The 24,511-nt window shown below is 63.7% G+C and carries 23 protein-coding genes and 1 pseudogene; 8 read left to right on the top strand and 16 right to left on the bottom strand.

What is annotated here, in order from left to right; genetic code table 11:
* Nucleotides 1–59: 59 nt before the first annotated feature.
* Both sdhC and C380_RS16915 read right to left on the bottom strand, forming a co-directional pair.
* On the bottom strand, nt 60–494 hold the full coding sequence (sdhC, locus tag C380_RS16920) for a succinate dehydrogenase, cytochrome b556 subunit (RefSeq protein ID WP_015015054.1): 435 nt from the start codon (nt 492–494) through the stop codon (nt 60–62).
* 133 nt (nt 495–627) lie between these two features.
* Nucleotides 628–1,416 (bottom strand): GntR family transcriptional regulator, encoded by a 789-nt coding sequence (locus C380_RS16915; protein ID WP_015015053.1) that lies wholly within the window; start codon nt 1,414–1,416, stop codon nt 628–630.
* A 235-nt stretch (nt 1,417–1,651) separates the two neighbouring features.
* On the opposite strand from C380_RS16915, the gene C380_RS16910 reads away from it, so the two are divergent.
* The 7 genes and pseudogenes from C380_RS16910 to sbmA all read left to right on the top strand — a co-directional run bounded on the left by C380_RS16910 (nt 1,652) and on the right by sbmA (nt 10,928).
* On the top strand, nt 1,652–2,638 hold the full coding sequence (locus C380_RS16910; RefSeq protein WP_015015052.1) for a malate dehydrogenase: 987 nt from the start codon (nt 1,652–1,654) through the stop codon (nt 2,636–2,638).
* A 20-nt stretch (nt 2,639–2,658) separates the two neighbouring features.
* The gene (locus C380_RS16905) at nt 2,659–3,726 is read left to right on the top strand and encodes a CoA ester lyase (RefSeq protein ID WP_015015051.1); all 1,068 of its coding nucleotides are present in this window, start codon (nt 2,659–2,661) and stop codon (nt 3,724–3,726) included.
* 32 nt (nt 3,727–3,758) lie between these two features.
* On the top strand, nt 3,759–4,394 hold the full coding sequence (locus C380_RS16900; protein ID WP_015015050.1) for a hypothetical protein: 636 nt from the start codon (nt 3,759–3,761) through the stop codon (nt 4,392–4,394).
* A gap of 89 nt (nt 4,395–4,483) precedes the next feature.
* Nucleotides 4,484–7,075 carry a bifunctional aconitate hydratase 2/2-methylisocitrate dehydratase gene (gene acnB / locus C380_RS16895; RefSeq protein ID WP_015015049.1) on the top strand — a complete coding sequence of 864 codons (2,592 nt, stop codon included), beginning with the start codon at nt 4,484–4,486 and terminating at the stop codon, nt 7,073–7,075.
* A 144-nt stretch (nt 7,076–7,219) separates the two neighbouring features.
* Nucleotides 7,220–7,645: pseudogene (locus C380_RS25625) on the top strand (DUF3592 domain-containing protein); the annotation flags it as partial.
* 1,552 nt (nt 7,646–9,197) lie between these two features.
* Entirely contained in the window at nt 9,198–9,782 is a 585-nt protein-coding gene (locus tag C380_RS25895) for an ankyrin repeat domain-containing protein (protein ID WP_369750462.1), read from the top strand.
* A gap of 150 nt (nt 9,783–9,932) precedes the next feature.
* The gene (gene sbmA, locus C380_RS16885; RefSeq protein WP_015015046.1) at nt 9,933–10,928 is read left to right on the top strand and encodes a peptide antibiotic transporter SbmA; all 996 of its coding nucleotides are present in this window, start codon (nt 9,933–9,935) and stop codon (nt 10,926–10,928) included.
* A gap of 121 nt (nt 10,929–11,049) precedes the next feature.
* On the opposite strand, the gene C380_RS16880 is transcribed toward sbmA, so the two are convergent.
* Genes C380_RS16880 through cyoA form a run of 7 tightly spaced genes read right to left on the bottom strand, consistent with a single transcriptional unit; the run spans nt 11,050 to nt 17,869 of the window.
* Entirely contained in the window at nt 11,050–11,595 is a 546-nt protein-coding gene (locus tag C380_RS16880; protein WP_015015045.1) for a response regulator transcription factor, read from the bottom strand.
* Between the two features lie 19 nt (nt 11,596–11,614).
* Entirely contained in the window at nt 11,615–12,946 is a 1,332-nt protein-coding gene (locus C380_RS16875; RefSeq protein ID WP_015015044.1) for an ATP-binding protein, read from the bottom strand.
* On the bottom strand, nt 12,921–13,739 hold the full coding sequence (locus C380_RS16870; protein ID WP_015015043.1) for an SURF1 family protein: 819 nt from the start codon (nt 13,737–13,739) through the stop codon (nt 12,921–12,923). The genes C380_RS16875 and C380_RS16870 overlap by 26 nt, the downstream gene beginning before the upstream one ends.
* Nucleotides 13,739–14,170 carry a cytochrome o ubiquinol oxidase subunit IV gene (gene cyoD, locus C380_RS16865; RefSeq protein WP_015015042.1) on the bottom strand — a complete coding sequence of 144 codons (432 nt, stop codon included), beginning with the start codon at nt 14,168–14,170 and terminating at the stop codon, nt 13,739–13,741. The genes C380_RS16870 and cyoD overlap by 1 nt, the downstream gene beginning before the upstream one ends.
* On the bottom strand, nt 14,171–14,806 hold the full coding sequence (cyoC, locus tag C380_RS16860; protein ID WP_015015041.1) for a cytochrome o ubiquinol oxidase subunit III: 636 nt from the start codon (nt 14,804–14,806) through the stop codon (nt 14,171–14,173).
* Nucleotides 14,799–16,802: a cytochrome o ubiquinol oxidase subunit I gene (gene cyoB, locus C380_RS16855; RefSeq protein WP_015015040.1), complete on the bottom strand. Its 2,004-nt coding sequence runs from the start codon at nt 16,800–16,802 to the stop codon at nt 14,799–14,801. The genes cyoC and cyoB overlap by 8 nt, the downstream gene beginning before the upstream one ends.
* A gap of 8 nt (nt 16,803–16,810) precedes the next feature.
* The gene (gene cyoA, locus C380_RS16850; RefSeq protein WP_015015039.1) at nt 16,811–17,869 is read right to left on the bottom strand and encodes a ubiquinol oxidase subunit II; all 1,059 of its coding nucleotides are present in this window, start codon (nt 17,867–17,869) and stop codon (nt 16,811–16,813) included.
* Nucleotides 17,870–18,130: 261 nt separating this feature from the next.
* Between cyoA and C380_RS16845 the strand changes: the two genes are divergently transcribed.
* Nucleotides 18,131–19,471 (top strand): MFS transporter, encoded by a 1,341-nt coding sequence (locus C380_RS16845; RefSeq protein ID WP_043566750.1) that lies wholly within the window; start codon nt 18,131–18,133, stop codon nt 19,469–19,471.
* A 119-nt stretch (nt 19,472–19,590) separates the two neighbouring features.
* Here C380_RS16845 and tolA read toward each other — a convergent pair whose 3' ends face one another.
* From tolA to ribH, 7 genes are all read right to left on the bottom strand, one after another.
* Nucleotides 19,591–20,550 carry a cell envelope integrity protein TolA gene (gene tolA, locus C380_RS16840; protein ID WP_015015037.1) on the bottom strand — a complete coding sequence of 320 codons (960 nt, stop codon included), beginning with the start codon at nt 20,548–20,550 and terminating at the stop codon, nt 19,591–19,593.
* Nucleotides 20,551–20,581: 31 nt separating this feature from the next.
* Nucleotides 20,582–21,004 (bottom strand): ExbD/TolR family protein, encoded by a 423-nt coding sequence (locus C380_RS16835; protein ID WP_015015036.1) that lies wholly within the window; start codon nt 21,002–21,004, stop codon nt 20,582–20,584.
* A 15-nt stretch (nt 21,005–21,019) separates the two neighbouring features.
* Nucleotides 21,020–21,733, bottom strand: coding sequence for a protein TolQ (gene tolQ, locus C380_RS16830; protein WP_015015035.1), 714 nt, complete (start codon nt 21,731–21,733; stop codon nt 21,020–21,022).
* Nucleotides 21,730–22,149 carry a tol-pal system-associated acyl-CoA thioesterase gene (gene ybgC, locus C380_RS16825; protein WP_015015034.1) on the bottom strand — a complete coding sequence of 140 codons (420 nt, stop codon included), beginning with the start codon at nt 22,147–22,149 and terminating at the stop codon, nt 21,730–21,732. Before ybgC ends, tolQ begins: the two co-directional genes overlap by 4 nt.
* A 20-nt stretch (nt 22,150–22,169) precedes the next feature.
* Nucleotides 22,170–23,387, bottom strand: coding sequence for a pyridoxal phosphate-dependent aminotransferase (locus tag C380_RS16820; RefSeq protein WP_015015033.1), 1,218 nt, complete (start codon nt 23,385–23,387; stop codon nt 22,170–22,172).
* A 118-nt stretch (nt 23,388–23,505) separates the two neighbouring features.
* On the bottom strand, nt 23,506–24,045 hold the full coding sequence (nusB, locus tag C380_RS16815; protein WP_015015032.1) for a transcription antitermination factor NusB: 540 nt from the start codon (nt 24,043–24,045) through the stop codon (nt 23,506–23,508).
* Nucleotides 24,042–24,506 (bottom strand): 6,7-dimethyl-8-ribityllumazine synthase, encoded by a 465-nt coding sequence (gene ribH, locus C380_RS16810; protein WP_015015031.1) that lies wholly within the window; start codon nt 24,504–24,506, stop codon nt 24,042–24,044. Before ribH ends, nusB begins: the two co-directional genes overlap by 4 nt.
* Nucleotides 24,507–24,511 lie beyond the last annotated feature (5 nt).

Genomic DNA, 24,511 nt, shown 5'->3' with positions numbered 1-24,511 from the left:
ATTTCCTCTCGTTCTTCAACAGGCGCTGACTCGCAGCGGCCGCCGTATTTGTGGGTTGATCAGTACAGGCCGAACAGCTTGGCGCCCAGCACCAGGGCCAGCCCGATGCTGATGACCAGAACGGTCAGGGCAGAGCTCTTGCCAAATTGCTTGTTCACGGCGCTGTGGCTCACGTCCATCCACAGGTGGCGCAGGCCGGCCATGAAGTGGTGCAGGTAGGCCCAGATCAGCGCCAGAGCGACCAGCTTGATGAACCAGCCGGGCACAAAGCCGATGCCGATGTTGAAGGCCGCCGAGAATTTGGCGAACGAGATTTCGGAAGACACCGAGGTGTCGAACATCCAGATGATGAAAGGCAGCAGCAGGAACATGATCAGTCCGCTGGCGCGGTGCAAGATCGAAACCCACGCGGCAGGCGTCATGCGGTAGGTCGTCAAGTCCTTGAAGGCATTGATGTTGCGGAATTCAGGCCGTTTTTTGGCTAGTTCTGTCATTTCTGGTGCTTTCGTGGATGTAACTGCTTTGTAATTTGAAGATGCAAAGAACGCAAAATTCTATTGCAACGCAACACAAGGGTTTAGCCGGGCTTGAAATTTTCGACGTTAATGCTCGGGTGCCAGCCTGCTGTCAGCTCAATTCATTACGGTAGTGGTGGGTATCGGTGCGATACAGGCCCCGGCGTAACTCCATGGGAACATCGTTGTAGGTGTAAGCGATGCGCTCGACGCTCAGCAGCGGCGTGACGGGTGTGATTTGCAGCAACTGGGCTTGTTCTTCGTCGGGCAGCACGGCGCGGATTTTTTCTTCGGCCCGCACCATGCGCACGCCAAAGTCGAGTTCAAACATGGCGTAAGTCGGCCCTTGGTAATTAGCCAGCTGTTCGGCGGTAAGGCCCTTGAATGCCTGGCCGGGCAGCCAGATGTCTTCCAGAATGGTGGGCACTCCCGCAAAAGACAGAATGCGCCGGGCTTGCATGACGGCATCGCCACTGCGCAACGCCAGGGCACGGGCCACATCGGCATTGGCACGCACGCGGCGGCAATCGATCACGCGGCGCTGCGCAGGGCCCTCCACGCGGGCGTCTCCCGTGTCGGGCAGCAGCTTCAGAAAGCGGTACTGCACATGCTGCTCGGCGTGGGTGGCCACAAAGGTGCCTTTGCCTTGCCGGCGCATGACCAGGTTTTCGGCGGCCAGTTCGTCAATGGCCTTGCGAACCGTGCCCTGGCTCACGCGAAAGCGCGCAGCCAGCTCCATTTCGCTCGGGATGGCCTCGCCAGGCTTCCATTCACCCTGTTGCAGGCTCTGCAGGATCAGCCCCTTGATCTGCTGGTACAGCGGGCTGAACGCTGGCGTGGCGACGCCCGCGGCGCCTTGCGGAGCGGCGGGGTTGTCGGCTGCGAACGGAAGCGATGACATGGTGTGGGTGTGTAGGTTGTGCGTGTGTTGTGGTGCGGCAGTGCGGTTGCCCCATGACAATCGGACGACAAACGGGTTGCAATCATATCTTATATAAGACATAAGACAAATTGACCGAGGTGTCCAATCGGGGGTAAACTCCAATGCTGTTTTGCGGGGCACGGGCTACTGGTGACAGGCGCTGGTGCTTGCGTTGCACTCACACCTGTTTTCCTCACTTCCTGGAGTTTTCACCATGAGCAAGAAGCCCGTTCGCGTCGCTGTCACCGGCGCCGCCGGTCAAATCGGTTACGCCCTGCTGTTCCGTATCGCCTCCGGCGAAATGCTGGGCAAGGACCAGCCGGTCATCCTGCAATTGCTCGAAGTGCCTGTCGAAGGTCCTCAAAAAGCGCTCAAGGGCGTGATGATGGAACTGGACGACTGCGCCTTCCCGCTGCTCGTCGAAATGACCGCCCACAGCGACCCCATGACCGCCTTCAAGGACGCTGACTACGCACTGCTGGTCGGTTCGCGTCCCCGTGGTCCTGGCATGGAGCGTGCCGAGTTGCTGGCTGTCAACGGCGCCATCTTCACGGCACAGGGCAAGGCCCTGAACGCAGTGGCATCGCGTGACGTGAAGGTGCTGGTGGTGGGCAACCCCGCCAACACCAATGCTTACATCGCCATGAAGTCGGCCCCCGACCTGCCACGCAAGAACTTCACCGCCATGCTGCGCCTGGACCACAACCGTGCTGCCAGCCAGATCGCAGCAAAGACCGGCAAGGCCGTGGCTGACATTGAGAAGCTGACCGTGTGGGGCAACCACTCGCCCACGATGTACGCCGACTACCGCTTTGCCACCATCAAGGGCGAAAGCGTGGCCAAGATGATCAACGACCAGGAATGGAACGCCAACACGTTCCTGCCCACCGTGGGCAAGCGTGGCGCAGCCATCATCGAAGCCCGTGGCCTGTCGTCGGCAGCGTCTGCAGCCAATGCGGCCATCGACCACATGCGCGACTGGGCCCTGGGCACCAACGGCAAGTGGGTCACCATGGGTGTTCCATCCAATGGCGAATACGGCATTCCCAAGGACGTGATGTTCGGCTTCCCTGTGACTTGCGAAAACGGCGAGTACAAGATCGTTGAAGGTTTGGACATCGATGCGTTCTCGCAAGAGCGCATCAACATCACGCTGGCCGAACTGCAAGGCGAGCAAGACGGCGTCAAGCACCTGCTGTAAACAAGCTGGTGAACGACGCAATGCAGCCGACGCCTGTGGCATCGGGCCTTCGGGTCGCCCAAGCCCCCGCACCGGGGCAGGGCGCTGTGTCTGTCCATCCGCGCGATGTGTTGCTCGGCGCCCAGGCGCAGACCGGGTTTCTGCCGGTTTGCGACCACTACAGCGGCGTCGAAGCGCGCATGCGCAAGAGCCTGCAATTGCAGGCCGAGATGACGCAGGAGTTTGGCACCTGCGTCTTTGATGTCACCCTCGATTGCGAAGACGGAGCCCCTGTCGGGCTGGAGTCCGCGCATGCAGCGTTGGTGGCAAGCCTGGCACTGAATGCAGCCCCGGGCGCACGGGTTGCGGCCCGCGTTCACGCAGTGGACCACCCTGCATTTGCCAACGACGTCGCCACCATTGCAGGCGAGGCGGGGCACAGGCTGTGCCACATCATGATTCCCAAGGTCGAGTCGGTAGACGATGTTCTGCTGGCTGAGCGTGCGCTGGAGCGCGCGTCGGCGGCCCATGTGCCTTTGCACGTGTTGATCGAGTCTCCCGCCGCCGTGCAGCGGGCGTTTGAAATCGCGGCCCACCCCCGCGTGCAGAGCCTGAGTTTCGGGCTCATGGATTTTGTGTCGGCCCATGGCGGCGCCATTCCCGCGCAGGCCATGACCTCTGCCGGGCAGTTCACGCACCCGCTGGTGGTGCGAGCCAAGCTCGAAATCGCCTCGGCCTGCCATGCGCATGGCAAGGTACCGTCCCATTGCGTGGTCACCGAGTTTTCGGACATGGCGGCCCTGCAAGGTGCTGTCGGCCGCGCATCGCGCGAGCTGGGCTACACCCGGATGTGGAGCATCCATCCGGCGCAGATCCGCACCATCCTGCAGGCCTTTGCCCCCCAGCAGGACGATATCGACACCGCATCCCGGATCATTGCGGCGGCAGCGTTGGCTGACTGGGCCCCTATCAGTGTGGATGGGGTATTGCACGACCGGGCCAGCTACCGCTTCTATTGGCAAATTTTGGAGCGCGCCCACCGTACCGGGCGCGCGCTACCCTTGGCGGTGCGTCAATGGTTTGACACATCCGCTTTCGTTCCATCGTGAACACCCCTGGACATTTCCATGCAGGACATCCTATGAAATTCGTCATTGCCTCCGCCCTCATGCTGCTGGCCCCGGCCTTTGCCCTGGCGCAAACAACTGCCCAGCCAGCGGCCAAGTCCGACACCAAGGCTGCCGCCAAACCCGCAGCCAAGCCAGCCGCCAAGACGGCTGCCAAGCCTGCAGAGGGCAAGACCGCGGCCAAGGCTCCTGCCAAGAGCCATGCCAAGGCCGAACCCACCAGCAGCCGCACCCAGCTGAAGAGCGCCACCAACCAGGTGGCGGCCGGCATCATTGCTGCCGAAGCAGCCCTGTCGCCCGCCGAACTGGCGATTGCCGAGCGCGTCCATGTGGGGCGCATGCCCTGCGAACTGGGCGCTTTTGTCACGGTGACCGCAGACCCCGCAACCCCCGGCCACTTCCACGTGGAAGGCAAGGGTTTCAAGTACTACATGTCGCCGGTGGCCACGACCACAGGCACGGTGCGTCTGGAGGACGCCAAGGGCGGCGCCGTGTGGCTGCAGATCGCCAACAAGTCCATGCTGATGAACCAGCGCGCGGGTCAGCGCTTGGCTGACGAGTGCATGAGTCCCGAGCAGGTCGTAGTGGCTGAAGCCATCAAGAAGAACCCACCCGTGAGCGTGCTGGACCCGCTGCCCGCTGCCAAATAAAAAGATCGCGCGCACCTCTCAACGACCGGTGTGTGCCGAGCCCGCTGCCACACCCTACGCCCCACTTTAGAACGCAACTGGAGAAAACAATGTTGAAAGCCTACCGAGACCATGCTGCCGAACGCGCTGCACTGGGTATCCCGCCCCTGCCCCTGGACGCCAAGCAGGTGGCTGAACTGATCGAACTGATCAAGAACCCACCCCCCGGTGAAGAGGCCTTCCTGCTGGACCTGCTGACCCATCGCGTGCCACCGGGCGTGGACGACGCTGCCAAGGTCAAGGCCAGCTTTCTGGCGGCCGTGGCGCATGGCGACATCAAGGTGGGCCTGATCTCCAAGGCCAAGGCCACGGAACTGCTGGGCACCATGGTGGGCGGCTACAACGTGCACCCGCTGATCGAATTGCTCGACGATGCCGAAGTGGCCGGTGTGGCCGCAGAAGGCCTGAAGAAGACCCTCTTGATGTTCGACTTCTTCAATGACGTCGCCGCCAAGGCCAAGGCCGGCAACGCCAAGGCGCAGGAAGTCATCAAGAGCTGGGCCGATGCCGAGTGGTTCACCACCCGTCCTGAAGTCGAAAAGAAGATCACGGTCACCGTGTTCAAGGTGCCTGGCGAAACCAACACCGACGACCTGTCGCCCGCGCCGGATGCCTGGAGCCGCCCCGACATTCCGCTGCACTACCTCGCCATGCTGAAGAACACCCGCCCCGATGCGGCGTTCAAGCCCGAGGAGGATGGCAAGCGCGGTCCGATGCAGTTCATCGAAGACCTCAAGAAGAAGGGCAACCTCGTGGCCTACGTGGGCGACGTGGTGGGCACCGGCTCCAGCCGCAAGTCGGCCACCAACAGCGTGATCTGGGCCACCGGTCAAGACATCCCGTTCGTGCCGAACAAGCGTTTTGGCGGTGTGACCTTGGGCGGCAAGATCGCTCCCATCTTCTTCAACACGCAAGAAGATTCGGGCTCGCTGCCGATCGAAGTCGATGTGTCCAAGCTCGAAATGGGCGACGTGGTCGACATCCTGCCCTATGACGGCAAGATCGTGAAGAACGGTGCCACCGTGGCCGAGTTCAAGCTCAAGAGCGATGTGCTGTTTGACGAAGTGCGTGCGGGCGGCCGTATCAACCTCATCATCGGCCGTTCGCTGACGGCTAAGGCCCGCGAGTTCCTGGGCCTGCCTGCCTCCACGCTGTTCCGCCTTCCCCAGGCACCTGCCGCTTCGAAGGCTGGCTTCACCCTCGCTCAGAAGATGGTGGGTCGCGCCGTGGGTCTGCCAGAAGGCCAGGGCGTGCGCCCAGGTACCTACTGCGAACCCAAGATGACGACCGTGGGCTCGCAAGACACCACCGGTCCGATGACCCGCGACGAGCTGAAAGACCTGGCCTGCCTGGGCTTCTCGGCAGACCTGGTCATGCAGTCGTTCTGCCACACGGCGGCCTACCCCAAGCCCGTGGACGTGAAGACCCACCGCGAACTGCCTGCGTTCATCAGCAACCGTGGTGGCGTGGCTCTGCGTCCTGGTGACGGCGTGATTCACAGCTGGCTCAACCGCCTGCTGCTGCCTGACACCGTGGGTACGGGCGGCGACTCGCACACGCGTTTCCCCATCGGTATTTCTTTCCCCGCAGGCTCTGGCCTGGTGGCTTTCGGCGCTGCCACGGGCGTGATGCCTCTGGACATGCCCGAGTCGGTGCTGGTGCGTTTCAAGGGCGAAATGCAGCCGGGCGTGACGCTGCGCGACCTGGTGCATGCGATTCCGCTGTACGCGATCAAGGCGGGTCTGTTGACGGTGGCCAAGGCGGGCAAGAAGAATATCTTCTCGGGCCGCATTCTGGAAATCGAGGGCCTGCCCAACCTGAAGGTTGAACAAGCGTTTGAATTGTCCGACGCCTCTGCAGAACGCTCTGCCGCTGGTTGCACCATCAAGCTCAACCCCGAGCCGGTCAAGGAATACCTGACCAGCAACGTGGTGCTGATGAAGAACATGATCGCCGATGGCTATGCAGACGCCCGCACGCTGCAGCGCCGCATCGAGAAGGTCGAAGCCTGGCTGGCCAACCCCAACCTGCTCGAAGCCGACAAGGATGCGGAATACGCAGCCGTCATCGAGATCGATCTGGCCGACATCAAGGAACCCATCCTGTGCTGCCCCAACGATCCGGACGATGCCAAGACGCTGTCGGAAGTGGCTGGCACCAAGATCGATGAAGCCTTCATCGGCTCTTGCATGACCAACATCGGTCACTTCCGCGCCGCGGCCAAGCTGCTCGGCGGTAGCCGTGACATCCCCGTCAAGCTGTGGGTGGCACCGCCCACCAAGATGGACGAAAGCGAGCTGATCAAGGAAGGCCATTACGCCAACTTTGGCGCCGCCGGTGCCCGTACCGAAATGCCCGGCTGCTCGCTGTGCATGGGCAACCAGGCACAGGTGCGCGAAGGCGCTACGGTGGTGTCCACCTCCACCCGCAACTTCCCCAACCGCCTGGGCAAGAACACCAACGTGTTCCTGGCCTCGGCCGAACTCGCCGCCATCGCGTCCAAGCTGGGCAAGATCCCCACAGTGGCCGAATACCACGAAGCCATGGGCATCGTGAACAAGGACGGCGCGTCGATCTACAAGTACCTGAACTTCGACCAGATCGAAGAGTACGCAGAAACCGCCAAGGGCGTCACCGCCTGATCCCCGCGTTCTTTGCGCAACAGAAGCGGCCCTCAGGGGCCGCTTTTTTTTGGCCCACTTTGGATGTCTCACAAACGTCATCCATTCGTCACTATGCTGGAGCCCATAACAAGACATCCATAACAACAACAAAAGGAGGGAGCCATGGGCAACACAATGGGACGAGGGGTTTTGCTGGTTTTCTGCGCCATCTTTGCGGTGGTGTTCGGTGCCGGTGGGTATTGGGCAGGTTTGCGGCCCTTGGCTGAAACGGCGCTGGCAGCCTGGACGGTGCGCTCATGGCAGCCTGTGCCGGCCCAGGTGCTGGATGTGCAACTGAAGCAGCACGCGGGCAGCGAGGGGGGCACCGCCTACCAGGTGCTGGCCCGATATCGCTACGCCGTGGCGGGCCAAACGTACGAAGCGCAGCGCGTGGGGCTGGATCCGAACTCCCGTGCCGACAACGTCGGCGACTGGCAGGCGCAATGGCACCGCACCCTGCGCCAAGCGCAGGAGCGGGGCGAATTCATCACCGCCTGGGTCAACCCACGAGCCCCGGCCCAAGCCCTGCTGGACCGCAGCATCCGCTGGCGACTGCAGATTTTTCGGCTGCCGTTTGCCCTGGTGTTCACCGGCGTCGGGGTGACTGCTGCATGGTTGTTTCTGCGCATCTTGAGGCGCCCCCAGGACGATGTACCAGACCTGGAGCCAACGCATTCCCTGGCCAAAGGGCAGGGGGCGCTGTGGTTCTTCGCGGTGTTCTGGTGTGGCATCGCTTTCCCCATGGCCGCCTTGTTCTGGTCGGACGGCAAAGGGCCCTGGTGGGCCAAGGGCTTCATGGGCGTCTTTGTGGTGATCGGCGTGGGCTTGGTAGCTGCCGCCTGGCAGAACAGCCGCAAGGCCTGGCGCTACCAGGGGGTTGGTATGACGGCCCTGCCATCGCGGCCCACGGCGGGGCGGTCGGCCGAAATCACGCTGGTGCTGCCTGCGCGGGCTGTGGAGCAAGCCGGGGCCGAAAACCTGCACATGCAATTGGCGCAATACCGTGTGGACGAATCCAGCTCCGGCTCGCCCGAGCGCCAGGTGGAGGTGCTGAAGGCCACGGCGCGGCGCCAGCCGACGGGCGAGGGCGGCATGCGCCTGGTAGCGCGTTTTGACCTGCCTGATGACGCCCCCACCCACGGTGCGCGGCGCGGTGGCGACCGGGTGGACTGGCGGCTGGAACTGGTGCGTGCCGATGGTGCGTTGGAGTTGGCGTACGACTTGGCGGTCCAGGCCGTCACCCCGTCCTGGGCGGAGGCTGCTTCGGTGCCAGACCGCTTTGATCGGCGGGCACAGTGGGTGCAGGAAGTCCCCATCGAGCCACCCGGCTTAGGGCGCGATGCCGCCTCTCCGCCGTTGAATTCTCCGGGCATGGGTAAGTCCGCTGAATCCCCAGGCTTTCTTCCCCCTGGCGTGCGTTTGACCGAGACACCAGACGCCTGGTCCCTCGCGTTCGAGCAGACCGCTTGGCGCTGGTCCGCTGCGGTGGCATTGGCTTTGCTGGCGCTGGAGTGGTGGGTGAACGACCGCATCCAGCCGGGCGCCCTGGTGCTGCCGAGCGGCTTTTGGGGTTGGTTGGCTTTGTTGGTGCTGCCCGCCTGGGCTTTGCATGCCGCCACCCGGCGGTGGACGCTGCGGGTGCAAGACGATGGCCTGGTCGTGCGTCGCGGCTCGTGGGTTTGGTCTCACATGGCAACGTTGCCAGGCGAATCCAGCCAGTCGCTGGTGCACAAGCTGCAGTACACGGCGGGGGGGCAGGCCTACCACGCGGTGCTGGGCAAGGATGTGTCAGGGCATTCGCAAATGCTGACGCCAGGGCTGAGCGGCACGGCTGCCGCGCAGGCCGTGGGCCAGGCGGTGGCACGTGCGTGGCTGGATCGGCGAGGGCGCTTCACGCCAGGGGCGCAGCGGCCCCAGGTGGCGGCCCATTCACGTGCAGCCTGGGGTTGCTGGGCATGGCTTTTGGCTTTTGGCTTTTGGCTTGCTCGTATGGTGGGCCCATGGCGGGCGTGCAGTGTGGTGGGCAGGTCGCAGCGCGGTGCTGCAAGCCCCTGCGGTAGTGGCCTCCTCGCGCATTTGGGCGCCTGCAGATGCCCGCCTCATGGACGCTCAGAATGCGGGCGATGCCAGCGCACTGGCGCAGGCCCTGCGCGACGGCGCCAACCCCAACCTGCTGGCGGACACCGGCTCCTCCGTGCTGATGCTGGCCGCCCACCGGGGGCAGCTGGCGCGTGTGGAGGCGCTGTTACAGGCTGGGGCCCAGCCCGATTTGCGGCAGACGGCCAAAGACAGTGAGCGTGGTGACACGGCCCTGCTGCGGGCTTTTTATGGCGGACATCTGGTGGTGGCGCAACGCCTGGTGCAGGCCGGTGCCAGCCTGCAAGCCCGCAACCGCTGGGACTGGGGGCCCGTGCACATGGCCGCGCAAAGCGGCTGTGTGCCGTGCCTGGATTGGCTCAAAGAGCAAGGGCAATCGCTGACCGAACCCGCCCCCGCCAGCCGGGGCGAGACCCCCGCCATGCTGGCTTCGGCCAAAGGAAAGGTGGCCGTGCTGCGTTGGCTGGATGAGCAGGGGGTGGATCTTTCGCAGAAAGACCCGCACGGAAAGAGCGCGTTGGATTGGGCGCGCTGGGGTGGGCAGCAGGCGGCTCAGGAATGGCTGGGGCAAAGGGCCCGGCCGCGCTAGCCAGAGGCTGGCGTCGGGCCTGCGCTCGGTGCGAAGGCTGATTGGCCGGTGTCTGCACTTTAGGCAGATGATCGGCGGCGTTGTTTGCCGCGGAACGATCATTGCGTGCGGCACTCAGAATTCGCAGAACCATTCCAACACGGCACCACGATGTTCAAGTCCTTCTTTTTCGCCCGCCGCTGGTGGGCCTGGTCACTCCTCGGTTCTGTCGTCATTCTTCTGGCCACCGCTTACCGTGTGCAGCTGGACGTGCAGATCAACGACTGGTTCGGCAGCTTTTACGACCTGATCCAAGAGGCTCTGGGCAAGCCCGGCAGCATTACCGCAGAGCAGTTCTGGGGGCAGCTTTCGACCTTTGCACGCATCGCCATGATCTATGTGACGACGGCAGTGCTGGTGGATTTTTTCAGCAAACACTACATCTTCCGCTGGCGCCAGGCGATGAATGAGCACTACATGGCGGCCTGGCCACGCCTGCGGCACATCGAGGGTGCGGCACAGCGTGTGCAGGAAGACACCATGCGTTTCGCCCGCACCATGGAGGACCTGGGCCTGAGCTTCATGCGCAGCCTCATGACACTCGGAGCCTTTTTGCCGGTGCTCTGGACGCTGTCCGACAAAGTCACTGCGCTGCCCCTCATCGGTGCCGTTCCGCATTCCCTGGTCTGGGTCGCGCTGGCCTGGTCCTTGGGGGGCACGCTGCTGCTCGCCTGCGTGGGTGTGAAGCTGCCGGGGCTGGAGTTTCACAACCAGCGCGTGGAGGCGGCGTACCGCAAGGAGCTGGTGCTGGGCGAGGACGACCCGAACCGGGCTTCTCCCCCCACGGCGGCCGAGCTGTTCGCAGGCGTGCGCCGCAACTACTTCCGGCTGTTTTTCCACTACCTGTACTTCGATGTGGTGAAGTGGTCCTACCTGCAGGTGAGTGTGCTGGTGCCCCTGGTGGCGTTGGGCCCCACGCTGATCGCGGGGGTGATCACCCTAGGAGTGATGCAGCAGATTGCCCGGGCCTTTGACAAGGTACTGGAGTCGTTCCAGTTCCTGGTGCTGAACTGGAGCACGGTGGTGGAGCAGATCTCGATCTACAAGCGCTTGCGCGCTTTCGAGCAGCAGATGCTCAAGGCAGAACCTGAGGCTGCCAGCGCCTGAGGCCGCCTGAGTGCGGTTCAGAAACCTGCGGGGGCGCATGGTCATGGTGGACGCACAGACTGTGCCCCACCTGGATGGCCGAGTACCGAGGCGGGAGAGGGCGGCCCCAAGACCCCTGGCGCTAGCGCACCTGTTTCTTTTCGAGCTTGCGCGTGAGGGTGCGGCGGTGCATACCCAGGCGCCGCGCGGCCTCCGACAGGTTGAAGCCTGTTTCAGCCAGCACCTCGTTGATGCGTTCCCATTCCAGCGTCTTGATGGAACTGGAGCGGTTGGTCAACTCCACCTCGGCATTGCCTTCCCTGAGGCCAAATGCCGCTTCGATGTCGTCGGTGTTGGAGGGCTTGGCGAGATAGTGGCAGGCGCCCAGTTTCACGGCTTCCACAGCGGTGGCAATGCTCGCAAAACCCGTGAGCACCACGATCAGCATCTCTTCGTCCGCAGCGTGCAACGTCTGCACGCAGGCCAGGCCTGAGGCCTCTCCCTTGAGCTTGAGGTCCACCACCGCATAGCCGGGCTGGTGCTGCTCCAGCAAGACCTCTACGTCGGCCAGGCTCGCTGCCTGCAACACGCTGTAGCCGCGCCGTTCAAACGAGCGGGCCAGCGTGCGCGCAAAGGCTTCGTCGTCCTCGACGATCAGCAGCTGTCGTTGCGCTTCTTCAGTGTCCACGGTGGGTTCTTTCGTTCATTCATACCTTCTGGGGCAGCGCAATCGAGGCCAGGGGCAATTCGATGGTCACCTGTGCGCCGCCTTCGGGCCGGTTGCGCGCCTCCACGCTGCCACCCAGGGTGCGGGCGACATTTAGCACCAGATACAGCCCCAACCCTCCGCCAGGGCGGTTCTTGGAGGACTGGTACGGCGTGCCTAGCTTGGACAACATGTCGGGTGCAAAGCCGGGGCCGGCATCGGTCACAGTCATGCACAAGGCATCTGCATTGCGCGTGACCGCCAATCTCACCCAGCCTGGCGAGGCGTCACGTGCATTGTCCAGTACATTGAAAACCATTTGCTTGAGGGTGGTGTCCGACACCATGGGCGTGTCGGTGCCGAAGTCGTTGTCGTAGTCAAACTGGGGGATCGTGCGGGTGCTGCGCCATTCCTCGGCCAGCGCATCTACGAACTTGCGCACGGTGGTCTGCACCGACGCCTCGCCGCGCGTTTCACCCGCCGACAGCAGGATGCCGCTCACGATGCTCTTGCACCGCTGTACCTGCGTCTGCATCTCGGCAATGTCTTCCTTGAGCGCTGCGTTGCTGGTCAGCCGCTTGTCGTGCTGCCAGTCGCCCAGGATCACCGCCAGGGTGGACAGGGGCGTACCCAGCTCGTGTGCGGCCCCCGACGCCAGCAGGCCCATGCGCACGATGTGCTCTTCTTCCACGCGGCGCCGGCGTGCGGCCGCTAGGCGGGCATCGCGCTCGCGCAGGTTGCGGTGGATGCGGGTGATGAACACCATCACCAGCGTGGCGTTGAGCACAAAGCACACCAGCAGCCCGAGCACATACAGGCTTGACAGGCCCTGGTGCAGGTCCTGCGGCAGGGCCAGCGGCAGGTGGTGGTCTGCCAGTGCCGCAAAGCACAGGACGGTGATGATCACGATGGACCAGATGTAGGCACCGCGCAGCAGCACGGCGCCCAGAGTGATCTGCAGCAGGTACAAAAACACGAAGGGGTTGCTGGTACCACCACTCAGGTACAGCTGCACCGTGAGCACTGCCACGTCAATCAGCAGCGCCAGAAACAGCTCCACATTGCGCACCGCGCGGCCCGTGCGCAGGCGCAGCAGGCTCACCACGTTGAAGACTGCCAGGCAGCCGACGACGAGCAGCATCTCCTGCAGCGGCAGCTTCAAGCCCAGGCTGTAGTGCGCCATCTCGATGGTGAACACCTGGCCCACCACCGCAATCCAGCGCAGCTCAATCAGTTGCTGCAGGTTCTTGATTCCGGCGGCTGCGTCAGCGGAGCGTGCATTGCGCGGCGCAGTGGCCAGCGCAGGGTCAGGGCGTTGTAGGTGGGTGTTCATCGTGGGTCGGGAGGCGGCTGGCGGCCCGTGCGCCCGTGCGGCGCTCATAGCGTGCCACATACCAGCCGGCAACGACAACCATGAGCGCAAGACCATACCAGGTCAGGGCGTACACCAGGTGGCTGTTGTGAAACCGGATGACGGTCAGGCCAGCGCGGGGCCAGCCAGAGGCGGCTGAAGAAGCCGCTGCGGTACCCGGTAGCCCGGCATCCACAAAAAATGGAGCCGCCCGGGGCAGACCCAGCGCGCTGCTGATGGCGGCCACATCACGCGAGTACCAGCGCTGCTGTGCCGGATCGTTGGTACGCAGAAAGCCACCGCCGGGCTCGGTCATGCGCAACAGCCCCTGGACGGTGGCCGCGCCATCGGCGGGGGGCTGGGCCTCCAGCCATTGGGCGCGTTGCTCCTGGGGTACAAAGCCCCGGTTCACCAGCACCTGGGTGCCGTCATCCTGTTGCAGGGCCGTCATCACCCAGAACCCCGCACCCAGCTCGGTGACTGCCTGGGTCAGCACCGTCTTGCCGGGCAGCCAGCGGCCCTGAAAGACCACTGGCAGATACTCGTGCTGTGCGGCACTGATGCCCGGCCATTGGTCTACCGGGGGCAGAGCGACCGGTGCGGCGTGTACCCGTTGGTCCACCCTTTCGATGAGGTCCAGCTTCCAGGTGCGGCGCTGGACCTGCCACGTGCCCAGCGACACAAAGCCCAGGAACAAAGCCATGCCCAGCACCAGCAGGACTGCGCGGCGCAAGCCCCGGCGCGGCACTGCCATGGTGGTGGGGGCTGTGTCCATCAGGGCGTGGAGTGTCCGGGCGCCTCGTGTGTAGGCGGTGTGGGCGTGGGGTGCTCCGGCATCATGTTGGCATTCATGTGGAACATCACCCACAAGGTGCCCGCAATGGCGATGGCCACGAACACCACCGTGAAGATGGTGGACAGCAGCGTCCAGCCGCCTTCGATCTTGCCGTTCATGTGCAGGAAGAACACCATGTGCACCAGGATCTGGATCACGGCAAAGCCGCCCAGCACCAGCACGGCGGTGTTGCGGTCCGCAATCACCTTGGCCATCACCAGCCAGAAGGGAATGGCCGTGAGGATGATGGACAGCACAAACCCCGTCATGTAGCCCGAAAAGGTGCTGTGGGGGCCTGCGTCGTGGTGGTGATCGTCATGCCCATGCGCATCGTGCGCACCGTTGGCGTGTGTTGCGTGTTGTGCGCTCATTTACAGCACCCCCATCAGGTACACAAAGGTGAAAACGCCGATCCAGACCACGTCCAGGAAGTGCCAGAACATGGACAGGCACATCAGGCGGCGATTGTTCTCGGGGATCAGGCCGTGCTTGCCGATCTGGACCATCAGCACCACCAGCCAGATCAGGCCGAAGGTGACGTGCAGGCCGTGGGTGCCCACCAGCGTGAAGAACGCCGACAGGAAGGCGCTGCGCTGTGGGCCTGCGCCCTCGTGCAGCAGGTGCGAGAACTCATACAGTTCCAGGCCCAGGAAGCACAGGCCAAACACGCCCGTGACGGCCAGCCACAGCAGTGTGCCCTTCACATCGCCCAGCTGCTTGCGCAGCATGGCAAACCCGAAGGTGATGGAGGACAGCAGCAGGAACGCGGTGTTGATGGCCACCAGGGTCAGGTCGAACAGCTGCGCGCCGGTGGGGCCTGCGGCATAGCTGCGGCCCAGCACGCCGTAGGTAGCGAACAGCGCTGCAAAGATCAGGCAGTCGCTCATCAGGTACAGCCAGAAACCCAGGGCCGTGCCGTTTTCAGGATGAGGCTCGTGCGCGAGGTGGTACTCGCGCGGGGCCAGGGCGCCTGCTGCGGCGCCAGCGTGGATGCGGATATCAGACATGGCGGGCCAGTTGGAGTGTGCGGGCTTCTTCGGTGGAGATCACTTCCGATGCCGGGATGTAGAAGTCACGCTTGTAGTTGAACGTGTGGACGATGGCGGCCAGAACGACAGCCGCAAACGAGACGGCCGCCAGCAGCCACATGTGCCAGATCAGTGCAAAGCCGAACACCAGCGACAGCCCCGAGATCACCACGCCAGCGCCGGTGTTGGCTGGCATGTGGATGGGCTGGAAGCCCGCCAGAGGACGCTTGTAGCCGTGCTTCTTCATGTCCCACCAGGCATCGATCTCGTGCACCACAGGGGTGAAGGCGAAGTTGTAGTTGGGCGGGGGCGACGAGGTGGCCCACTCCAGCGTGCGGCCGTCCCAGGGGTCGCCCGTCCAGTCGCGCAGCTGTTCGCGCTTGAGGAAGCTGACCACCAGCTGGATCAGGAAGCACCCAATGCCGGCGGCAATCATGGCCGCGCCGATGGCAGCGATCACGAACCAGATCTGCAGCGACTGGTCTTCGAAGTGGTTGGCGCGGCGGGTGACGCCCATCAGGCCCAGCACATACAGCGGCGTGAATGCCACCCAGAAGCCCACCAGCCACAGCCAGAAGGAGCGCACGCCCCAGGTGCGGTCCAGCTTGTAGCCAAACGCCTTGGGGAACCAGTAGTTGATGCCTGCAAACATGGCAAACACCACGCCGCCGATGATCACGTTGTGGAAGTGGGCGATCAGGAACAGGCTGTTGTGCAGCACGAAGTCGGCCGGGGGCACGGCCAGCAGCACGCCGGTCATGCCGCCGATGGCGAACGTCACCATGAAGGCCACGGTCCACATCATGGGCAGCTCAAAGCGGATGCGGCCCTTGTACATGGTGAACAGCCAGTTGAAGATCTTCGCGCCCGTGGGGATCGAGATGATCATCGTCGTGATACCGAAGAAGGTGTTCACGCTCGCGCCCGAGCCCATGGTGAAGAAGTGGTGCAGCCATACCAGGTACGACAGGATGGTGATACACACCGTGGCGTACACCATGGAGGTGTAGCCAAACAGACGCTTTTTGCTGAAGGTGGCGACCACTTCGGAGAACACGCCGAAGGCGGGCAGCACCAGGATGTACACCTCTGGGTGGCCCCAGATCCAGATCAGGTTCACGTAGAGCATGGGGTTGCCGCCCAGCTCGTTGGTGAAGAAGTTGGTGCCCACGTAGCGGTCCAGCGACATCAGCACCAGCGCAGCCGTCAGCACGGGGAAGGACGCCACGATCAGTGCATTGGTGCACAGGGCCGTCCAGGTAAACACGGGCATCTTCATCAGGCTCATGCCGGGTGCGCGCATCTTGATGATGGTCACGATCAGGTTGATGCCCGAGAGCGTCGTGCCCACCCCGGCGATCTGCAGCGCCCAGATGTAGTAGTCCAGACCGGTGCTCGGGCTCTGCGCCCCCAGGTTGGACAGCGCCAGCCAGCCAGAGGTGGAGAACTCACCCAGGAACAGCGACACCATCACCAGCACGGCGCCGGCCGTGGTCATCCAGAAGCTGAAGTTGTTCAGGAACGGGAAGGACACGTCGCGCGCGCCGATCTGCAGCGGCACCAGGTAGTTCATCAGCCCGGTGACCAGCGGCATCGCCACGAAGAAGATCATGATCACGCCGTGGGCGGTGAAGATCTGGTCGTAGTGGTGCGGCGGCAGGTAGCCCATGTTGTCGCCAAAGGCCATGGCCTGCTGCAGGCGCATCATCACCGCGTCGGCAAAGCCGCGCAGCAGCATCACCAGGCCCAGGATCATGTACATGATGCCGATGCGCTTGTGGTCAATGCTGCAGATCCAGTCGCGCCACAGCGGGCCCCACAGGCGGAACTTGGTGATGCCCGCCATGACGACGAGGCCGCCCAGGACCACGGCAATGAAGGTCCACAACACAATGGGCTCGTGCGCCATGGGCACGGCGTCCCAGCTCAGGCGGCCCAGCGCCCAGTGGGATGGAGAAAGGGTTTCGGAGGTCATAGGGAAGCTCATTGACGGATGCTGGCGCCGGATGCGGAGGCCGGTGCGTTGCGGGATTCGAGTGCGGCCACCACCTGGGCGGCGTTTTGCACGGTGCAGACGTCCTGGGGCAGGTTCAACCCCATGGCGCGCACATAGGCGTCGCCGCCCTGGGCATCAATCGCCATCATGTGGTGCATGCACATCTTTCCGTCTTCGACGCAGCGGTTGAGTACCTTGTCGTACAAGCCTTCTTCCACCGAGGCAAAGCGCTGCACCGGGTCGCGTTCGCTGGGCTTGACCAGGTTCAGGTAGGTGCCCTTGTCGAGCGGCTTCCCTTCGGTCTTGGCTTTCTGCACCCACTGGGCAAAGTCTTCATTGCTCAGGCCGTGGAACTTGAACGTCATGCCCGAGAAGCCCGCGCCGCTGTAGTGCGACGACATGCCGTGGAACACGCCGGGCCTGTTGATCACCGCGTTCAGCTCGGTCTGCATGCCGGGCATGGCGTAGATCATGCCGGCCAGGTCGGGCACGTAAAACGCGTTCATGGTGGACGTGGCCGTCAGCTTGAACAGGATGGGGCGGTCCACCGGGGCGGCCACTTCATTGACGGTGGCGATGCCTTGTTCGGGGTAGAAGAACAGCCATTTCCAGTCCATGGCCACCACCTGCACTTCGAGCGGCTTCACATCGGCGGGCACGGCGCGCTGCGCGTCGATGCGGTCGAGAGGCCGGTAGGGGTCCAGCTTGTGGGTGCCGATCCAGGTGATGGCGCCCAGCGCAATGATGATCAGCAGCGGCACCGTCCAGATCACCAGCTCCAGCGTGGTGGAGTGGTGCCACTCGGGGTCGTACTCGGCCTCGGTGTTGCCCTGGCGGTATTTCCAGGCAAACAACAGGGTGAGCGCGATCACGGGCACGATGATGATCAGCATCAGCAGCGTGGCGGTAATGACCATCTGGCCCTGCTGGGCCGCGACGTCACCGGCCGGGTTGAGCACGACAGCCTTGCTGCAGCCTGCCAGGCTACCCAGCGCTGTCAGGGCGAGCAGCCAGGTGGGCCCACGAAGTTGGGGAAGTTTGAGCATGTGAAGAGCGCGATCAATGCGTTTCAGGGTAAACGCGGATAACGGGATGTGTGCGAATGTACTAGCGCTAGCTTTTTTGTCGATTGGACATTTTGTCCAAGGTCAAACGCGCAGGCTTTTTTTGCACCAATGTGGTGCATTTGAGGGCTTTGAAGGACATTTCCTGCAGCCGGCATAGTGAAACCGCACTTGTGGCCCACAGAAGTTGCGTGTAGAACGGAACGGTCTGAGTTCGCTACACAACGTCAAGGAGCCATGTTCATGAGCAGCCCCGCCACTGCCACTTACCCTGCGGCCGGTTTTCACGAAAGCGCCGCCTCTCTCTCGCGGGCTGATACGCATGAAGACGTCACCCCCAGCGAAATTGCTGTGGGCGTGATCATCGGACGCTCGTCCGAGTATTTCGACTTCTTCGTTTTCGGGATCGCCTGCGTTCTTGTCTTCCCGTCCTTCCTGTTTCCCTTCCTGTCGCGCCTGGACGGCACGCTGATGGCCTTTGCGCTGCTGGCCGTCGCCTTTGTGGTGCGCCCGGTAGGTACCGCCATCTCCATGGCCATCCAGCGGCGCTGGGGGCGGGGCACCAAGCTGACCATTGCGCTGTTCGTGCTGGGCGTCTGCACGGTAGGCATGGCCTTTTTGCCGGGCTACAAGGATGCGGGCACTGCCGCCATCGTGGCCTTGCTGATCCTGCGTGTGGGCCAAGGGCTGGCACTGGGTGGGTCGTGGGATGGCTTGCCGTCGCTGCTGGCCATGTCGGCCCCCAAGGAGCGCCGGGGCTGGTACGCCATGATCGGCCAGTTGGGCGCACCGCTGGGCTTTGTGCTGGCTGCCGGCCTGTTTGCCTATCTGTACAGCAGCCTCACGGTGCAGGAGTTTCTGGCCTGGGGCTGGCGCTATCCGTTTTTTGTGGCCTTTGCGGTGAACGTGGTGGCCCTGTTTGCACGCCTGCGCTTGGTGGTGGGGCAGTCGTACTCTGAACTGCTCAAGGAGCGTGAGCTGCAGCCCGTGCCGGTGAACCGCGTCATGCGCGACGAAGGCAGCAACGTGCTGCTGGGCGCTTTTGCAGCGCTGGCCAGCTTTGCACTGTTCCACCTGGTCACGGTTTTCCCGCTGTCGTGGATCACGCTTTACTCCGACCAGCCAGTCACCCAGATCCTGGGCGTGCAGATCGTCGGCGCGTTCCTCGCGGCGGGCGCCATCATGGTGTCGGGCTGGCTGTCGGACCACCTGGGCCGCCGCAAGCTGCTGGGCGGCATGGCCGTGCTGATCGGCGTGTTCAGCTTCATGGCGCCGGTGCTGCTCAACACCGGCGAAGTGGGCAGCACCATGTTCCTGCTGCTGGGCTTTGTGCTGCTGGGCCTGTCGTACGGTCAGGCATCGGGCACCGTCACGGCCAATTTCTCGCCCCAGTACCGCTACACCGGTGCGGCCCTGTCGGCCGACCTGGCCTGGATCATCGGCGCAGCGTTTGCTCCGCTGGTGGCTCTGTATCTGTCGTCGCAGTTCGGTTTGCTGGCGGTGACGGTGTATCTGCTGTCGGGTGTGGCCTGCACGCTGGGCGCGCTGAACCTGAACCGCCGCATGGAGCGGCGTGACCGCTGATGCATGCTGGCGAATTGCTATCGAATGTATAGCTTGTAGCGCATGTTCCACTGGCGCTACAGGCGTAAAAGACCAAAATAAAGCGCCCGGTTCTGCCGGGCGCTTTATTTTTATGGAGCTTAGTCCTTGGGCCGGAAGACCATAGGGAATTGGGGTGGTACCCGACCATCCGTGTCCTTTGGTAGGCGCTCTGTCTTGTCTAGGGCACGTAGAACAGCTTCATCCCAGGCTCTTACTCCGCTGGATTTCAACAAGCGCCGGGAAGTTATCGTACCGTCAGGGGCTGCGCGAACTTCCACTTCAGCTGAAGGATTGCCCGCAACATTTTCCGTGAAGACGATGTTCGGCTTGACCGCCGCAGCAAGCCGACCGCCGTAGCTGGCAGATGGTCCCGAACTGTTTAGGGCTGTCCCGGTGGTCGTTTCACCACCAGTAGCATTAGCTAAGCCCTGCATACGCCGGATATTTGCTTGGTGGCGGGCATCTGCTTCCTTGGCTTCGCGTGCAGCTTCCTCGGCCTTTCGTCGCTTGTCTTCCGCCAACTTCTTCTGCTTGTCCTGCTCGACCTTTTTCTGTTCGGCAGGCTGCTTTTCGCGCTGTTCCTTTTCTTTTTCGCGTTCCTTCTGTTGGCGCTCTTTCTTCTCTTGCTCCAGGCGGTCGCGGCGCTCTTCTTCCTTGCGCTCGCGCTCCCGCTTCTCGCGCAGCTCCTGCTGCTCGCGGGCCTTCTTTTCCTGTTCCAGGCGCTTCTTCTCGCGCTCGATGGCAATGTCTGCCTCGCGCGTGTGCGGCGGCTCTGCGGCCCGCACCGGCGGTGGCGGCGGGGCGGGTGGGGTGGCCTGTTGCACGGGGGGCGGCGGCGGAGGTGGTGGGGGCTCCACGGCGCGTGGCGCTGCTTGTGTGGGCACAGCGGCCCACAACTCAGCCTCTACGGCGGGCTGGTCGGCCGTGTTCTTCCAGTTCACGCCCCAGGTCAGCGCACCGATCAGCACCGCATGCACCAGCACCGCCAGCGTGATGGCACGCAGGCGCGCCGGTGGGCGGGGCGGGGCAAACTGATCGCGGTCGGTGTGTGCGTGCATGGGCGTCTGAGCGGTGCCGGGCGGGTTCGGTTCAACCGCCTTGCTTGACCGAAAGGCCGACGCGCTGCACGCCTGCCTTTTGCAGGGCGTCCATCGCCTTCACCACGGTTTCGTACTGCACGCCCTTGTCGGCGCTGATGACCACGGCGCTCTCGGGCCCCTGGACCTTTTGCCAGCGGCTGGCGGCGTCGCCGATCTCGCGCTGGTTCAGGCTGCGCGTGGCCTCGGGGGTCTTGAACTGCAGCGTGCCGTCCTTGTTGACGATGACCTGGGCCACCACCTTGGGCATGTTCTTGCTCTTGCCCACGCTGGGCACATCGACCACCCCGGGTGTGAGCATGGGCGCCGTCACCATGAAGATGATGAGCAGCACCAGCATGACGTCGATGAACGGGACCATGTTGATCTCGTTGATGGTGCGGCGGCCTCGGCCGCGGGATGCCATGGCGGGCATGGGGCGCCTCCCGGATCAGTGGCCCGAGGCCGTGTGGCCTGTGGACGCGGGCTGGGCGCCCAGGTTGCGCTGCAGGATGTTGGAGAACTCTTCGATGAAGGTCTCCTGGTGCGTGGCCACGCGGTCAATGTCGCGTGCAAAGCGGTTGTAGGCGATCACGGCCGGGATGGCCGAGAACAGGCCGATGGCGGTGGCGACCAGCGCCTCGGCGATGCCGGGGGCCACGGTGGCAAGAGTCACTTGCTCCATGCCGGCAAAGCCGGTGAAGGCGTGCATGATGCCCCACACGGTGCCGAACAGGCCCACATACGGCGACACGGAGCCGACCGAGGCCAGGAAGGACAGGCTGGACTCGACCACATCCATCTCGCGCTGGAAGCTCGCGCGCATGGCGCGGCGGGCGCCGTCCAGCAAGGTACCGGGGTCGGTGATGCGGCGTTCGCGCAGCTTTTGGTACTCACGCATGCCGCTGGCGAAGATGCGTTCCATGGGGCCGGCCTGCTTGGCGTTTTGTGCAGCCGCGGCGTAGAGGTCGTTCAGGCTGGTGCCCGACCAAAACTCGCGCTCGAAGTCCTCGTTCAGTGTCTTCACGCGCTTCAGGGCGAACAGCTTGCGGAAGATGGCGGCCCAGCTGGCCACCGACACGCCCAGCAGCAGCAGCATCACGAGTTGCACCACCCAGCTGGCGTGCAGCACCAGGGAGATGATGGACATGTTTTGGGAATTCATGGTGTGAGTTGTTCCAGGAGGGTGCTGGGAATTCTGGCGGGGCGCATGGTCGCTGCGTCCACCCATCCGATGCGGATGGTGCCTTCGGTCAACAAGGTCGGGGGCTGGTCGGTCATGTGCTCTGGTTTCAGGAGCGCCTGCTGCACTATTGTCAACGATGCGCGGCCACTGCTTTGCAGGGCGGCAGTAACAATCAGTTCGTCGTCCAGCCGCGCGGGGCGGTGGTAGCGCAGCTGCGCGTCGGTTACGACAAACATGCCGCCGGTTTGTTCCCGCAACTGCTGTTGGCCCACGCCCAACGAGCGCAGCCATTCGGTGCGTGCGCGCTCGAAGAACTTGAGGTAGTTGGCGTAGAACACGATGCCACCGGCATCGGTGTCCTCCCAGTAGATCCGGATCGGAAATTCAAACGCCATCGTGGGGTCGCTCGCCTTGGTCATCCAAGCAGCTTGCGCAGCCGCTCCACGGACTCCTGCAATTGCGCCATGGAGTTGGCGGTTGAGAAACGGATGAAGCGCTCGGGCTCGGCCGTGCCAAAGTCGCGCCCTGGCGTGACGGCAATGTGCGCGCGGCGCATCAGCTCAAACGCTAAGTCCCAGCTGCAGTTCTTGCCCGAAGGGACACCCAGGCGCTGCGCAGCCTGCGTGCAGTCGGCCCAGGCATAGAAGGCGCCATCGGGCATCACGGGCACATTCAGGCCCAGCGACTGCAGGGCTGGGATAAAGAAGTCGCGCCGCGCCTTGAACTCGGCACGGCGGCGTTCGTATTCGGCAATGCTCTCGGCCTCGAAGCAGGCCATCGCTGCATGCTGCGACACGGTGCTGGCGCAGATGAACAGGTTCTGCGCCAGGCGTTCCACCACGGGCACCATGGCCTCGGGCACCACCATCCAGCCCAGGCGCCAGCCGGTCATGTTGAAGTATTTGCTGAAGCTGTTGATGCTGATGATGTTGTCGTCGATGGCGAGCGCCGTGTGGCCAAACTCTTCCTCGTACGACAGGCCCAGGTAGATCTCATCGATCATCGTGATGCCGTCGTGCGCACGCACCACGTCGTGGATGCGGCGCAGCTCATCGGGCGCAATCGAAGTACCCGTGGGGTTGGATGGCGATGCCAGCAACACGCCCCGCGTTTTTCCAGTTCTGCCACGCGTTTTGTCATTCCACGCCGCACGGACCTTGTCGGCGCTCAGCTGGTAGCGCTCTGCCGCCGTGGTGGGCAGCAGCACGGCCTTGCCTTCTGCTGCGCTCACAAAGTGACGGTTGCAGGGGTAGCTGGGGTCGGGCATCAAAATTTCGTCGCCCGACTCGATGAGTGCCAGGCACGCCAACTGCAGCGCGGCCGATGCGCCCGCTGTGACCACGATGCGGCGCGCAGGCACGTTGACGCCGAAGCGGCTCTGGTACCAGCCACTGATGCGTTCGCGCAGCGCATCGAGGCCCAGCGCATTGGTGTACTGCGTGGCGCCGCTCTGCACGGCGCGGGCAGCGGCTTCCTGCACCAGGGGCGGGGCGGTAAAGTCGGGCTCGCCGATGTTCAGGAAGATCATCGGTTCGCGCGTGCCGGCCACCTCGCGGGCCAGGGCCTGTGCAGCCTTGGCGACCTCCATCACATAAAACGGTTCAATGCGCTCGGCGCGCGTGGAAAACTTCATGGAATGGCATCCTGCCCCGACCGGGCGCCTTGTGGACGTGGTGGCGTGAGGGCGTAGAAAGAAATGAAACCAGGCCGCCCCGGTTCAATGGGCAGGGCGGCCGCGGGGCAGGGCAGGGTCAGGCAGCGCCCCCGCCTGCGGCCTTGTCGGCGGCCACTTCCACTGCGCGCAGCTTCGGGGCCAGGCCGTTGAGCACGGCGTTCACGTACTTGTGGCCGTCCGTGCCGCCGAACTCCTTGGCGAGTTCGATGCACTCGTTGAGCACCACGCGCCAGGGCACATCCAGGCAGTTCTGGAACTCGTACACGCCGATCCACATGGTGGCGTGTTCGATGGGCGAGATCTCGGCCATCTTGCGGTCCAGCAACGGGGTGATCAGTGCGTCCATGCTGGCGGCGTGCTCGATGCAGCCGTGCAGCAGCGCGTCGTAGTGCGCCGAGTCGGCCTTGTGAAAGCCCGCCAGGTCGCGCGTGAACGCGTCGATGGCCGTGGCGTCGTTGCCGCCTACCAGGTGTTGGTACAACGCCTGCAACGCGAATTCGCGCGCGCGGCTGCGGTTGGACTTGGAGGCAGCCTTGCGTGTGCCGGTGCTCTTGAGGCCGGTGCGGCTCTGCTTGGGTGGGCGTGCCGACGATGGCGTGGGGGTGTTTTCGCTCATGACAGTTCGTCCAGCAGGTTGGCCATTTCCACTGCCACGCGGGCCGCGTCCACACCCTTTTCGGTCTGGCGGGCGATGGCCTGTTCCATGTTTTCGGTGGTGATGATGGCGTTGGCAATCGGAATCTGGTAGTCGAGCGAAAGGCGCGTGACGCCCGCGCCGGATTCGTTGGCCACCAGCTCGAAGTGGTAGGTCTCGCCCCGGATGATGCAGCCCAGCGCAATCAGCGCGTCGTATTCATCGCTCTCGGCCATGGCCTGCAGGGCCACGGGCACTTCGAGTGCGCCGGGCACCAGCACATGCTTGATGTGCTTTTCCTGCACGCCCAGGGCCAGCAGCTCTGCGCGGCAGGCGGCGGCCAGGGTGTTGGTGATGCTCTCGTTGAAACGGGCCTGCACGATGCCGATGTGCAGCTTCTTGCCGTCCAGTTTGTCTGCGGTGCCTTTGTCTGCGCCAAACATATTTT

The sequence above is a fragment of the Acidovorax sp. KKS102 genome, from assembly GCF_000302535.1.
Lineage (GTDB): Bacteria > Pseudomonadota > Gammaproteobacteria > Burkholderiales > Burkholderiaceae_C > Acidovorax.
Note: the sequence above shows the minus strand (reverse complement) of the source record. Positions and strands in the feature narration are given on the sequence as shown.

Coding starts and splice junctions, on each gene's coding strand:
- sdhC (WP_015015054.1), bottom strand. CDS start 494: ATGACAGAACTAGCCAAAAAACGGCCTGAATTCCGCAACATCAATGCC.
- C380_RS16915 (WP_015015053.1), bottom strand. CDS start 1,416: ATGTCATCGCTTCCGTTCGCAGCCGACAACCCCGCCGCTCCGCAAGGC.
- C380_RS16910 (WP_015015052.1), top strand. CDS start 1,652: ATGAGCAAGAAGCCCGTTCGCGTCGCTGTCACCGGCGCCGCCGGTCAA.
- C380_RS16905 (WP_015015051.1), top strand. CDS start 2,659: ATGCAGCCGACGCCTGTGGCATCGGGCCTTCGGGTCGCCCAAGCCCCC.
- C380_RS16900 (WP_015015050.1), top strand. CDS start 3,759: ATGAAATTCGTCATTGCCTCCGCCCTCATGCTGCTGGCCCCGGCCTTT.
- acnB (WP_015015049.1), top strand. CDS start 4,484: ATGTTGAAAGCCTACCGAGACCATGCTGCCGAACGCGCTGCACTGGGT.
- C380_RS25895 (WP_369750462.1), top strand. CDS start 9,198: ATGGACGCTCAGAATGCGGGCGATGCCAGCGCACTGGCGCAGGCCCTG.
- sbmA (WP_015015046.1), top strand. CDS start 9,933: ATGTTCAAGTCCTTCTTTTTCGCCCGCCGCTGGTGGGCCTGGTCACTC.
- C380_RS16875 (WP_015015044.1), bottom strand. CDS start 12,946: ATGAACACCCACCTACAACGCCCTGACCCTGCGCTGGCCACTGCGCCG.
- C380_RS16870 (WP_015015043.1), bottom strand. CDS start 13,739: ATGGACACAGCCCCCACCACCATGGCAGTGCCGCGCCGGGGCTTGCGC.
- cyoD (WP_015015042.1), bottom strand. CDS start 14,170: ATGAGCGCACAACACGCAACACACGCCAACGGTGCGCACGATGCGCAT.
- cyoC (WP_015015041.1), bottom strand. CDS start 14,806: ATGTCTGATATCCGCATCCACGCTGGCGCCGCAGCAGGCGCCCTGGCC.
- cyoB (WP_015015040.1), bottom strand. CDS start 16,802: ATGACCTCCGAAACCCTTTCTCCATCCCACTGGGCGCTGGGCCGCCTG.
- cyoA (WP_015015039.1), bottom strand. CDS start 17,869: ATGCTCAAACTTCCCCAACTTCGTGGGCCCACCTGGCTGCTCGCCCTG.
- C380_RS16845 (WP_043566750.1), top strand. CDS start 18,131: ATGAGCAGCCCCGCCACTGCCACTTACCCTGCGGCCGGTTTTCACGAA.
- tolA (WP_015015037.1), bottom strand. CDS start 20,550: ATGCACGCACACACCGACCGCGATCAGTTTGCCCCGCCCCGCCCACCG.
- C380_RS16835 (WP_015015036.1), bottom strand. CDS start 21,004: ATGCCCGCCATGGCATCCCGCGGCCGAGGCCGCCGCACCATCAACGAG.
- tolQ (WP_015015035.1), bottom strand. CDS start 21,733: ATGAATTCCCAAAACATGTCCATCATCTCCCTGGTGCTGCACGCCAGC.
- ybgC (WP_015015034.1), bottom strand. CDS start 22,149: ATGGCGTTTGAATTTCCGATCCGGATCTACTGGGAGGACACCGATGCC.
- C380_RS16820 (WP_015015033.1), bottom strand. CDS start 23,387: ATGAAGTTTTCCACGCGCGCCGAGCGCATTGAACCGTTTTATGTGATG.
- nusB (WP_015015032.1), bottom strand. CDS start 24,045: ATGAGCGAAAACACCCCCACGCCATCGTCGGCACGCCCACCCAAGCAG.
- ribH (WP_015015031.1), bottom strand. CDS start 24,506: ATGTTTGGCGCAGACAAAGGCACCGCAGACAAACTGGACGGCAAGAAG.